Source organism: Escherichia sp. E4930, from assembly GCF_005845405.1.
Taxonomy (GTDB): domain Bacteria; phylum Pseudomonadota; class Gammaproteobacteria; order Enterobacterales; family Enterobacteriaceae; genus Escherichia.
This window is the reverse complement of sequence record NZ_VCDZ01000003.1, coordinates 642,250-654,620: the sequence shown is the minus strand read 5'-3', so window position 1 is coordinate 654,620 and position 12,371 is coordinate 642,250. Positions and strand designations below refer to the sequence as shown.

The 12,371-nt window shown below is 52.0% G+C and carries 10 protein-coding genes and 3 pseudogenes; 3 read left to right on the top strand and 10 right to left on the bottom strand.

Features of this window, described 5'->3' with window-relative positions:
* Nucleotides 1-17: 17 nt before the first annotated feature.
* Nucleotides 18-650 carry a LysE family transporter gene (locus FFT88_RS06680; protein WP_130218317.1) on the top strand — a complete coding sequence of 211 codons (633 nt, stop codon included), beginning with the start codon at nt 18-20 and terminating at the stop codon, nt 648-650.
* Nucleotides 651-1,050: 400 nt separating this feature from the next.
* Here the strand turns inward: FFT88_RS06680 and yahK are convergent, their stop codons facing one another.
* From yahK to FFT88_RS06645, 9 genes and pseudogenes are all read right to left on the bottom strand, one after another.
* Nucleotides 1,051-2,100: an NADPH-dependent aldehyde reductase YahK gene (gene yahK / locus FFT88_RS06675; RefSeq protein ID WP_130224219.1), complete on the bottom strand. Its 1,050-nt coding sequence runs from the start codon at nt 2,098-2,100 to the stop codon at nt 1,051-1,053.
* 86 nt (nt 2,101-2,186) lie between these two features.
* Nucleotides 2,187-2,261: pseudogene (locus FFT88_RS25570) on the bottom strand (hypothetical protein); the annotation flags it as partial.
* 215 nt (nt 2,262-2,476) lie between these two features.
* Entirely contained in the window at nt 2,477-3,859 is a 1,383-nt protein-coding gene (locus FFT88_RS06670) for an amidohydrolase family protein (protein ID WP_135404423.1), read from the bottom strand.
* Between the two features lie 9 nt (nt 3,860-3,868).
* Nucleotides 3,869-4,819 carry a carbamate kinase family protein gene (locus FFT88_RS06665; RefSeq protein ID WP_135404422.1) on the bottom strand — a complete coding sequence of 317 codons (951 nt, stop codon included), beginning with the start codon at nt 4,817-4,819 and terminating at the stop codon, nt 3,869-3,871.
* Between the two features lie 49 nt (nt 4,820-4,868).
* Nucleotides 4,869-4,949, bottom strand: a pseudogene (gene yahH, locus FFT88_RS25815) (protein YahH); the annotation flags it as partial.
* Nucleotides 4,950-4,972: 23 nt separating this feature from the next.
* On the bottom strand, nt 4,973-6,391 hold the full coding sequence (locus FFT88_RS06660) for a DUF1116 domain-containing protein (protein WP_135404421.1): 1,419 nt from the start codon (nt 6,389-6,391) through the stop codon (nt 4,973-4,975).
* The gene (gene fdrA / locus FFT88_RS06655; protein WP_135404420.1) at nt 6,391-7,938 is read right to left on the bottom strand and encodes an acyl-CoA synthetase FdrA; all 1,548 of its coding nucleotides are present in this window, start codon (nt 7,936-7,938) and stop codon (nt 6,391-6,393) included. The genes FFT88_RS06660 and fdrA overlap by 1 nt, the downstream gene beginning before the upstream one ends.
* On the bottom strand, nt 7,928-8,791 hold the full coding sequence (locus FFT88_RS06650; RefSeq protein ID WP_135404419.1) for a DUF2877 domain-containing protein: 864 nt from the start codon (nt 8,789-8,791) through the stop codon (nt 7,928-7,930). The genes fdrA and FFT88_RS06650 overlap by 11 nt, the downstream gene beginning before the upstream one ends.
* A 39-nt stretch (nt 8,792-8,830) precedes the next feature.
* Nucleotides 8,831-9,435, bottom strand: a pseudogene (locus FFT88_RS06645) (ankyrin repeat domain-containing protein).
* A 257-nt stretch (nt 9,436-9,692) separates the two neighbouring features.
* On the opposite strand from FFT88_RS06645, the gene FFT88_RS06640 reads away from it, so the two are divergent.
* Both FFT88_RS06640 and FFT88_RS06635 read left to right on the top strand, forming a co-directional pair.
* The gene (locus FFT88_RS06640; RefSeq protein ID WP_001013880.1) at nt 9,693-10,190 is read left to right on the top strand and encodes a DUF1097 domain-containing protein; all 498 of its coding nucleotides are present in this window, start codon (nt 9,693-9,695) and stop codon (nt 10,188-10,190) included.
* A 91-nt stretch (nt 10,191-10,281) separates the two neighbouring features.
* Nucleotides 10,282-11,214 (top strand): LysR substrate-binding domain-containing protein, encoded by a 933-nt coding sequence (locus FFT88_RS06635; protein WP_063069923.1) that lies wholly within the window; start codon nt 10,282-10,284, stop codon nt 11,212-11,214.
* 41 nt (nt 11,215-11,255) lie between these two features.
* On the opposite strand, the gene FFT88_RS06630 is transcribed toward FFT88_RS06635, so the two are convergent.
* Complete coding sequence (locus FFT88_RS06630) at nt 11,256-12,344, bottom strand: EAL domain-containing protein (RefSeq protein ID WP_130209778.1); 1,089 nt, start codon at nt 12,342-12,344, stop codon at nt 11,256-11,258.
* Between the last annotated feature and the right edge of the window lie 27 nt (nt 12,345-12,371).

Sequence of the window (12,371 nt, the reverse complement as noted above, 5' to 3'; positions counted from 1 at the left end):
TTATGGGTGAAATCACTATGGACCCTTTGCACGCCGTTTACCTGACCGTCGGACTGTTCGTCATCACCTTTTTTAATCCTGGGGCAAATCTTTTTGTCGTGGTACAAACCAGCCTGGCCTCAGGCCGTCGTGCAGGTGTACTCACCGGGCTTGGCGTGGCGCTTGGCGATGCCATCTATTCCGGGTTGGGATTGTTTGGGATGGCGACGCTCATTACCCAGTGTGAAGAGATATTCTCACTCATTAAAATCGTCGGCGGCGCTTATCTTTTATGGTTTGCCTGGAACAGTATGCGCCGACAATCAACACCACAGATGAGTGCATTACAGCAGCCGCTTAATGCTCCCTGGTATGTATTTTTCCGCCGTGGACTCATTACCGATCTTTCTAATCCACAGACAGTTTTATTTTTTATCAGTATTTTCTCAGTGACGTTAAGCGCTGAAACGCCGACCTGGGCGCGGTTTATGGCCTGGGCGGGGATTGTGCTCGCATCTATTATCTGGCGTGTATTTCTTAGTCAGGCGTTTTCTTTACCCGCCGTGCGTCGTGCATACGGGCGTATGCAGCGCGTTGCCAGTCGGGTTATTGGTGCGATTATTGGTGTCTTTGCGCTACGGCTGATTTATGAAGGAGTGACACATCGGTGAGCTGATAATTGTAACCAACCCAATTGAGAAATTGGACCGCCATCGAGGCCTCGAACCCCGTACCATACAACAATCCTGGTTGTCGTCTGCTCTTCCTGATGAGCTAATGGCGGTTTTTTGATACGAACCTTACAGCATATTTCCTGTCAGGCCCTGGTGCGATGCATAAGATACAGAAACTGCCCTACGCGAACATGACGGAATTATGATTTTTTTCATATGAATGTCAACTCATACATTCACAAAATATCTTTGTTGATCATTTAGTAAGCAACACTGAGTTTATGTCGGCTGAGCACTTTACACAGGCAGCGAACTCTTGCCCCTGCGCTGAATGTTGTCGCTCTCTTAGTGCCGGAGAGCGACGTTATATGCAGCACTATGCGCTATATTTAATTTTTCAGTCCGTTAGCGTGCCATTATCAATCACAAAGCGATATTTCACATCGCCGCGCAACATTCGCTCATAGGCTTCGTTAATTTGATCGGCCCGAATCATCTCTATATCAGCAACGATGCCATGTTCGGCGCAAAAATCGAGCATCTCCTGAGTTTCTGGAATGCCGCCAATCATCGAGCCGGCAATCGAGCGACGTTTCATGATCAGGTTGAAAACCTCCGGCGACTTATGCGGCGTTGCGGGAGCGCCAACCAGCGTCATGGTGCCATCGCGTTTCAGCAAAATCGTAAAATCATCGAGATTATGCGGCGCAGCAACTGTATTTAAAATGAAATCGAAACTCTTCACGTGGGCCGCCATTTCATCGGCATTACGCGAGTTAACGACTTCATCAGCCCCCAGGGCTTTTGCCGCTTCGCGTTTTGATTCAGAAGTGGTAAACGCCACCACATGCGCCCCCATAGCGTGGGCCAGCTTGATTCCCATATGCCCCAGACCGCCAATGCCGACCACGCCCACTTTTTTACCTGGCCCGGCCTGCCAGTGGCGCAACGGTGAATAGGTCGTAATGCCTGCACACAGCAACGGCGCAACGGCGGCAAGCTGCTCTTGCGGGTGGCGAATACGCAAAACGTAACGCTCATGAACAACAATTTGCTGCGAATAACCGCCCAGAGTATGGCCCGGCTCGTCTGGCGTCGGCGCGTTATAGGTCCCTGTCATGTGATCACAGTAATTTTCCAGCCCGTCTTCACACTCTTCGCAGTGTTTACAACTGTCGACAATACAGCCGACGCCCACCAGATCGCCTGGCGCATGTTTTTCCACCTGATCACCAACGGCCACCACGCGACCCACAATTTCATGGCCTGGCACGCAGGGATAAACCGTCCCCGCCCACTCCGAACGGACCTGGTGGATATCGGAATGACAGACGCCACAATAAGCGATTTCGATTTTGACATCATGCGGTCCCGGTTCACGTCGGGTGATGTTCATCGGTTCCAGCGGTTGTTTAGCGGAATATGCACCAATAGCTTTGATCTTCATTGCGTTTACTCCTGGTTAGCTATGTGTGTTTGGCGATGCCTGATATGTCATCGCGGCAAAACGCGTCCATTGAATATAGCCAATATTTAAGCCACCCGATCCAGCCCCAACATACCGCGTACCTGAATGAAACAGAGCAGCAACGTTCCCCATAAGGCGAGCGCCTATAAGTGTGATATTTGCTATCCGTAAAAGACTAAAATCGGCAAAACTGATGATATTTTCACGTAGACAAATAGTTATCTACACAACGTCAATAAGGGCATATTCCTCAAAGATAATGTCCATTTCTGCCGACACACTCATATTCAGATAGCCCCACTCCCTGGGGCTTAAATCTCTTACTGTTCACCGTTGCAGACATATCAAATGCGTATCAACCTGCCACACTCCCCCACACCAGTTGTCCTTTATGGAACGTCGCCGTTCTCGGCGAGATACGCGCCACCGCCTCGGCGGAACAGGAGGCGTCCACCAGCACAAAGCTGGCGTCATCCTGCGCTTTAGGCCACACACGCTCGCCTTTTTCGTTGAGCGGCAATACATCGCCAGTGGCTAAAAACAGCGAACGGGAGAGGTTCTGTTCGTTAGGACGAATATAGAGCTGCGCGTACAGGTTGGCTTTTTCCAACATGTCGCCCAGGCCGTAAGGCGACCAGTGGTCGATAACGCTGTCGGTGCCAGTCATCACTTTTACGCCTTTGTCGTGGAGCTGTTTGAGCGGCATATGCAACGTGCCAATCGGCACCGTCGAGGCGATAGAAATTTGCTGCGCCACCATCCGGTTCGCCAGTTCATCAACCTGTTGCTCGTTGAGCGTTGCCAGCGCAAAGGCGTGACTGATGGTCAGCTTGCCTTTCAGCTGCGGCGTTTTCTCTACCGTTTCAACCATATAATTGATGGCTGCCACGCCCGCCGGAGTGGTTTCGTGCAGGTGAATATCGACGCCTTTGTCGTAGTCCAGCGCAATCTGGAACATGGTGTCGAGGGATTTTTCCATCGCGCCATCAACACTGGTCGGGTCCAGCCCGCCGACGTAATGTGCGCCTGCCTGCATCGCTTCGCGCATCAAAGGTTCTGATTTCGACAGCAGCAAACCGTGCTGCGGGAAGGCGACGATTTCACACTCGAAGCCCGCCTGACGTCGCGCCAGCACCGCCTGCAAATTTTGCAGATTTTTCAGGCCGGAAACCGGTTCGATATTGCAGTGGCTGCGGGCAATGGTAGTACCTTTCGACTGCAATAAATCGATCAGTTTTTCCGCCCGCTCCTGAGTGTACGGTTGCAACTCCGGCAGCATTTTCTGCTCGAGTTTGATCATGTCCTGGATGGTGGTGCCTGCCGGGCGATTGAGCGAGCGCCACGGCCCGCCGTAAAAGGTTTTGTCGAGATGAATATGCATGTCGCGGGTGGTGGGCAGCATCAACTTACCGCCAGCATCATAGTGCGGCAGCGTGGCGTCAGGATGCTGTTTGTTCTCGCGCAGGGCGACAATTTTACCGTCCTGAATCTCCACGGTCTGGCGCGCTGTGCGGGTCTGCACCGCCACGCCATTTTCGTAGTCAAATCCAGTTTCCAGCAGCACGTTGTCGAGATAGTAATGCGGGTCAGTGATTTTCATGATGTTGTTCGCTTCGCAGTTTAGGGTGCCAGCTACCGCCGCATGGGCGAGCGGCACAGAGGTACCAAACAGCGCGGCGGCGGTGACCATCTTACCGCTCTGACTCAGAAACTCACGGCGGCTATTGCTTTCTTTCATCTTACGTCCTTACGTTTTAATAATATGGGTGCCCGTTTCACCGCGCAGCGCCGCAGGCAGGCATTCCGGCGTGGTGATAATCACTTCTTTGCCGCCCTGTTCCAGGAACGTCAGGCTGGCGATGATTTTTGGCAACATGCTGCCGGGCGGGAAATGCCCTTCCTGCATATAGCGGGTCATGGTGGCAATATCTACGCGATCCAGCGCCTGCTGCTCGGGTTTGCCAAAGTGAATACACACTTTTTCCACGCCGGTGGTGATCACCAGAATGTCGGCGTGAATTTCGCGAGCCAGTAGCGCGGTAGAGAGATCTTTGTCGATAACCGCGTCCACGCTTTGGTAATCCCCCGCTTCGCTGCGCACCACTGGAATTCCGCCGCCGCCCGCGCCAATCACTACAAAGCCTTGTTGGATCAGTGCCTTAATGGCAGGTGCTTCGACAATACGTTTCGGTTCCGGCGAGGCGACTACGCGGCGATAGCCCCGTCCGGCATCTTCAACAAAACGCCAGTCAGGGTTTGCCTTTTGTAATTCGTCACGCTGGCTTTCACTGAAGAATGCGCCGATGGGCTTGGTGGGATGGGCAAACCCCGGATCGTTTTTATCCACTTCCACCTGAGTCACCACGGTGACGGCTTTTTTCTCGCTGTGACGCGCCAGTCGGTTGTTCAGCGCCTGCTGGATCAAGTAGCCGATGCCGCCTTGCGTATCTGCCACACAGTTCGCCAGCGGCGTTAAGGGCAGCCCTTCACGCTCGTGGGCTATCTCCGCACGGCGTAAATCCAGCCCGACCTGCGGCCCGTTGCCGTGGGTCAGCACAATGTCGTAATCGGAAGCCAGCATTTCCAGCACCGTATCGGCGACGGCTTTCACCGCCTCCGCCTGATGCTCAATCGACTGGCTGGCGTTATCTTTGATAATGCTGTTGCCACCAATGGCAACGACCACAAGTTCTTTCATGTTGTTATGTCCGCTACAGAGGGTGATGGGGTCATGACCAACGCCAGACTGCCTGATGCGCTACGCTTATCAGGCCTACAGATTCTTGCGCCATCCGTAGGCCGGATAAGGCGTTCACGCCGCATCCGGCAGAAACAACGCGCACTTTACAGTTCAGACGCCGTAACGTTCGCACCAGCCAAGAATGGCTTTCTCGAAGCAGGCGAATGGTGGATGCACAATGCCCGCACCAATCATGCCGACGCCCGCATCTTTATGGGCAATGGCGGTGTTGATCACCGGCAGAATGCCGCTGCTACCGACGCGGGTGATGTCGATAGCCGACGGCACGCCCATAAAACCGAGCAGCGGAATGGTGACGTTCGGGTTTTCACCGAGGGTGATTTCACGCATCTGACGGGAGAAATCGATAGCTTCTTCCACCGTGCCGCCCACCAGCGCGACGATTGCAGGCGCGGTCGCCATAGCAAATCCGCCAATACCGTAGGTTTCGGTGATGGCGCTGTCGCCGATATCCAGCCCCGAATCTTCCGGCTTATAACCGGCAAACATCGGGCCGATCACCTGCTGCGCCGGACCGGTAAACCATTGCCCCGGTAATCCGCTGACCCGCAGGCCAAACTCGACGCCGTTACGCGCCATCGTGGTGACCACGGTGCTGTATTCGATGCCGTGCGCCGCATCCATCGCCGCTTTACACATCGCCATCCACGTCGGGCCGGAGAAGTAGTCGCTGCTGGCGACAAACTCAAACACTTCGCGCTGTTGCTCGACGGAATAACCGGCCTGAATAATCCCCGGCGTCAGCGCCTGAATCAGCAGCGTCGTCCCGGCGTTATTGCGGTTATGGCACTCATCGCCCATATGCAGCGCCTGCGCCAGCATTAAGCGCAGATCGATCTCGCCGATAATTTTCATCGCGTCGCGCAGCATTGGCCCCTGCACATCGCGCATCCAGTTGAGGCGGTCAATCACGCTCTGATCGTTGGCACCCATACGCAAAATCTTCGCCATCTGCTCGCTCATGTTGGTGTAAGCGACGTTGCCGTAGGTTTTGTTTTTCACGATGTGCATAAACATCGAGGCCGAGGTGACACCCGCCATTGATCCCACACAGTCGTGTTCGTGGCACGGCGAGAAGGTGATCTCCCCGGAAGCCGCCAGTTCAGCCGCCTCGTCGAGATCTTTCGCCAGCCCTTCGAACACCAGTGCCCCGGTGACCGCGCCTTTCATCGCGCCGCACATTTTTTCCCAGGTAACCGGCGGCCCGGCGTGAAGAATGGTTTTCGGCGTCATGCCCGGTACCACGTTGATCGCCTGATCAAAACCAATCAGCACCGGATGCGACTGGATAATGCGCTCCAGCGCCTGCTGGTTAGCGGCGGCGATTTTGTCTGCCAGCGGCGAATCGGCAATGTTATCCAGCGCCTGTACCACCTGCATATTGCCCTGCCCCGGCGGCGTCCAGTCGAGTTGAGTCACTTCTACATGCTGCATTTTCAGGTCATCGCTAAACATGGCGATACCGACGTTAATAACGTTCAACGGTTGGCTAAACAGTGACGGGCTCATCAGGCTTCCTCCCCTTTGCAGATAAATTCACGCGCCAGCAATCCGGTATTGGTGCTGCTGCTGGCCAGAATCACTCCGGCATCAAGCAGCATCTGGCTTTGTTGTGTTAACGATGGCGTATCGAGATCGGTACCCAGCACATAGGCGAGAATGATCAACTCGCGCCCTTCGGCAGCGGCGATCGCTTTCGCTTCTTTGATCGCCTCAATGGTGGAGCCGACCGGATCTTCATGCGATCCAAACCCGAGCACAAAATCCATCACGATCACCGCCACTTCTGGATCGCGCGCTTCTTCGATCAAACGGCTGATACGGTTGGTCGGGTCAATCATCGGGTGCGGCTTGCCGTTGGTGAAGTCGTCATCGCCAAAGTCGAGGAAGGTGTGTTTGATGCTGCGGTTGATATCTTTCAGGCGGAATTCAGGATCGGGCTGAATGTTGCTGTAGACATCGCCATGTTTTTCCATCACCGCGAACATGGTTTCGTCACATAGCGTGCCGCCGCAGAACAGGCCACGAATGTACTTCTGCTGCGGTTGCAGACGCGCACGCACATCAGCAATCAACGGCTGGTTCAGGGTATGCAGGTCGAGATGTTCCTGTTTCACGCCGGAGAGCATCACTGCTTTCAGCGCCGCCTCTTTGGTGCCGCGGGCAAACTGTAGCCCCTGCTCGTCCACTGGCGTTTCACCACGACCGAGGAAGCAGACCACCACTGGCTTACGGCAGGTGCGCGCGCGTTCCAGCACTTTGCGGGCCACCGCAGGCGCAGGCGGTTTGGAGATCAGCGCGATGATTTCAGTTTGCGGATCGTTTTCCAGCATCCCGATAGCGTCGAGCATCATCAGGCCGCCGATTTTCTCGCTCAGGTCGCGCCCGCCGGTGCCGATCAGTTGTGAAACGCCGCCGCCAAATTCATGGATACGGACGCTCAGTTCCTGGCTACCAGTGCCGGATGCGCCAACAATACCGATATTGCCGCGACGCACGGCGTTACCAAAACAGAGCGCCGCGCCGTTAATAATCGCCGTGCCGCAGTCTGGCCCCATCATCAGCAGCCCTTTTTCGTGGGCCAGTTGCTTGAGCGCCAGTTCATCTTCAACCGAGACGTTATCGGAAAACAGCATTACGTTAAGATCGTTTTGCAGCGCCTGACGCGCTTCGCGAGCGGCAAACAGACCGTTGACCGAAATCACCGCCAGGTTACTTTCCGGGATATGCTTTTTGGCGCTGGCAATAGTGGCGTAACGCGCCTCGTGCGACCCGCTTTGCGCTTTGGTGTTGAACAGCTCTTCAATCTCCACCAGCAACTGCTCGTTGTCCGCGCCCGCTTTACCGTTGATGACAATCATCAGGTCGCCGTTTTTCGCCTGTTCCAGCTCCGGCGTCAGCAATCCTAAATTTTTCAGCACACCTTTGTTCATTTCGGTCGCCATCGCCACAAATGCCTGCTCGACGCCGTCGAGTTTATTTGCACGCGTGGAGATAGACATCAGCGAGACAGAATCAAAATAGGTATTCGGTTTAATGACTATTTTAACTGACATAATTCCCTCCGTAGGTTTGGCTCAGCGCACAACCATCGGCCATGCCATACAGCATGTCGCAGCCGGAACTGGAGCCAATATGTTTAATTTTTTCTATTGCCTGAGTTGCGTTCCCAGGGATGTCATAAATAATGTTGTGAATAAAGCGATGAATATTTTCCCGGCAACGTTGTTGTAATGCGGCTTCCAGCGTTATGGCACTTAATAACGTGGTATTATTTTTGCCGCGTTGCAGACCGAGATAAAATTCCTCTTTGTATTTTTCCGCCGGATGCCCGGATATAAATAAAATAAGTGCCAGACCTGTTAAATAATCGTCGGCTGATGGCGTAAGGCCAATCCCTAAGCCCATCATACTGGCGACCGCTGCGGCGATATTTTGTTTTTCGTTTACTGCCTGAATAACTGCCCGTCGTTTAATATGTAATTCTTTATTTAACGCCTGATAAAACGGATTATCGCCGCGATAATTAAACAGGGTTTCATTTTCCCCCAGGTGCTGATGAATAATGTCGTGCCACTGTTGCCAGGCGATAAGGTGAAAATTCACAGCGGTCATTTGCAAGGTTGGGGACAGCCAACGCCGACAACGACTCATCTCTATATGAAGATGTTGACCAACCGTAATGCCTTGATCGTCAAACTGAACCTTATCACCATGCCGGAACAGACCATCAAAGTGAGTGAGTGCCAACCGACAACTGTTTGGCGCATTGTCGTACTCTTCACAAAGCAGCGTCAGCAACTGCTGGCGGGCCGGGAGTGCGATATTTACCGCTCTGGCAAAGACCTGTTCGACCTGTCCTTGCCCCCGCTGCGCCAGAAAATCCGCATCCGCAGTTAGCGCCCACACACACCGTCTTTCTGGTGTGTCGATAGCCAGCCTCCTGGTTTATGCGCCTGCGGCAATCAGTAACTGCGCAATCTCTTCAAAGCCCCGTTCCCGCGCCAGTTCCAGCGGCGTTTTGCCATATTTATCCGTCATGTGCGGGCTGGCACCGTGTTCCAGCAATAGCTGGACAATCGCCTGCTGTTTAATCCCGCCATCGTTAAGCACAATCGCTTCCAGTAGCGGCGTCCAGCAACATGGTTGGTCTGGTTAACGTTAATCTCCGTATGTGCCAAAAGCTCTTTTACAATACTTAAATGGCCTTTTTCACAGGCAGGCGTCAGGCCGACACCACCGAAACGGGTGACGCAATTAAGGTCTGGTTTAGCCGGTAAAATAATTCGTAGCAGCGTTAAATCACCGTTCAGGCAACTCATTAAAAAAGGATTTAAACATGTCAGGTCTTGTTTATTAATATCCGCTCCGGCATCAATTAATGCCTGAACGCAAGCATATTGCTGATATAAACTTGCCAGCGTAATTGCCGTTTTCCCCTGGCGATCGCAGGTATTAATATCGACACCCAGCGCAAGACAGGTTTTTACTTTATCGATATCGCCCTGTTGTGCAGCCAATAAATAGTCGGCAGGTAGATTTTTTATCGTCATTCACATTCCCCTGGTTTTTGTGGCTGTTTTCGATGAATTGAGAATAGCAACGATAATCTGATAAAAGAACCCGCTTAAATTTAATTCGCCGTATTTCGCCTTTTTGTTGAATGATGTTCAACAATCTTTTCGCAGTGTGCGGTAGTGCAATATTTGTTTCTTTGACCCGATACCCTTTCACTCAATCAGGTTTTATTTCTCTATAGTCTGCACATGTAAGAGTAGCTTTCGTCCATGTCTAACCAGAGGGGAACAAGATGAACGGACTCACGGCAACGGGTGTCACCGTCGGTATTTGTGCAGGGCTTTGGCAGTTAGTGTCTTCACATGTCGGGCTCTCTCAGGGATGGGAATTATTAGGTACGATTGGGTTCGTCGCCTTTTGCAGTTTTTATGCCGCAGGCGGCGGTAAATCGGGGTTTATCAGAAGTCTGGCGGTTAATTATTCCGGGATGGTGTGGGCGTTTTTCGCCGCACTGGCTGCCGGTTGGCTGGCCTCTGTAAGTGGACTGTCCGCGTTCTGGGCGAGCGTAATTACTACCGTACCCTTCTCGGCGGTGGTGGTCTGGCAAGGGCGTTTCTGGTTACTGTCATTTATTCCCGGTGGCTTTCTCGGCATGACGCTGTTTTTTGCCAGCGGGATGAACTGGACGGTGACGTTACTGGGTTTTCTGGCGGGTAACTGCGTGGGGATAATTTCAGAATATGGCGGACAAAAATTAAGCGAAGCGACGACTAAACGCGACGGGTATTAAAAGTTATTCAAAAATGATTATCTATCTTTAACCGATACCTCTACAGTCATAGCTGGAGAAATTCATAGTAGATAATGGCGGGAATGGTTTAATGAACTCAATTTTTACCGAAGAGAATCTGTTGGCATTTACTACCGCTGCGCGTTTTGGCAGTTTCAGTAAAGCGGCAGAAGAGTTGGGTTTAACCACTTCCGCCATTAGCTACACCATCAAGCGTATGGAGACGGGGCTGGATGTGGTGCTGTTTACTCGCAACACCCGCAGCATTGAGTTAACCGAGTCCGGGCGTTATTTTTTCCGCAAAGCTACCGACCTGCTGAATGATTTTCACGCCATTAAACGCAGTATCGATACTATTTCGCAGGGCATAGAAGCACGGGTGCGCATTTGTATTAACCAACTGCTTTATACGCCCAAACACACCGCACGCTTATTACAGGTGCTGAAAAAGCAGTTTCCTACCTGCCAGATTACCGTCACCACCGAAGTATATAACGGCGTCTGGGATGCAATTATTAATAATCAGGCAAATATCGCCATCGGCGCACCCGATACACTACTGGACGGCGGCGGTATTGATTACACTGAAATTGGCGCGATTCGCTGGGCTTTTGCTATCGCGCCGGATCACCCGTTAGCCTTTGTGCCGGAACCCATCGCCGAAAGCCAACTGCGTCTCTATCCTAATATCATGGTGGAGGACACCGCGCATACGATTAATAAAAAAGTGGGCTGGTTGCTGCACGGGCAGGAGTCAATTCTGGTGCCAGATTTCAATACCAAATGTCAGTGCCAGATTTTAGGTGAAGGGATTGGTTTTTTGCCGGATTACATGGTCCGTGAGGCGATGACGCAATCCCTGCTGGTTACCCGACAAATCCATAATCCGCGCCAGGATTCGCGCATGTTACTGGCGACTCAGCATTCTGCTACGGGTCAGGTGACGCAGTGGATTAAAAAACAATTTGCGCCAAATGGCATATTAACGGGGATCTATCAGGATTTACTGCATCGGGAGAATTAATCGCTGCCAACCTCCCGATGCGCTGTGAATAGCGGTTTACATCAACCACCTGCTTTCATTACCCATTCAGAGATAAATTTATTACCCGGAACTGGCGGGGAGTACAAATAGCCCTGCAAAAAGTGAACGCCTTTACCGATCATTAAATCCGCCTGCTCCTGGGTTTCTACCCCTTCCGCTACGATACTCAGACCAGGCTTACGCGCCAGTTCGACAATATTGTCGACAATATGACCGGAGATTTCGTCCACGCTCGCCATTTGCACAAATGACTTATCGATCTTAATAAAATCGACCGGGAACGCCTGCAAGTAACGATAGGTCGCATAACCCGTACCAAAGTCATCCAGCGCAAAGGTAATATTGTGCTGATGAAGGCTATCAAATATCGCTCTGGCTTCTGGCGTTACCGGAATAGGATTACGTTCCGTCAGCTCAAGAACCAGTTTGATTTTATCGTTACCTAATTTCTTAACCAGGTTCAGACACTCTTTTTCAAATCCCGCAGCCAAAAAACAGCCCGCCGAGACGTTGATACCAATATGGAAGTTGTCCGGCAGCAAATGTTTTACCGGCATCAGAATATCCGCAGTCTGTTTCATCAACTGGCGGGTCATTATGACGATAAGACCAGATGACTCCGCCAGAGGAATAAATTGATCCGGCGGGATGATTCCCGTTTGCGGATGTTCCCAGCGAACAAGCACTTCACAACCTGTCAGTACCCCTGTCTGAGCACAAAATACCGGTTGGATCCACGGTTTGAATTCATGGTTTTCCAGCGCCAGACTGATGGCTTCAGGTGTGACAATATGGTGACAACGGTTGTCAGGAAGATAAATTTTATTTTTATTTCCCGTAGCAGTGGTTACCTGCGGGTGATACTGAAAAAAGATATCCCGCCAGAAGGTAATATCACTCTGGATGCCTAATTTCTCATACAACTGCTTCTTTTGATGTGAAATTGTCTTTGCACTGCGATTTCTGTACTGTGAGATTTCTGTAACCGACATCCCCTCCATTAGCAGCTTGAGTAAAAGCCGTTCTTTTTCGGACACAATACCAGGCAACGTCAAATTCACCGTTGCGCCGAACTCTTCCAAAAAAACACTCAAATCATGCGAAGCCATTTAACACACCTTGATTAAATCTTGTGC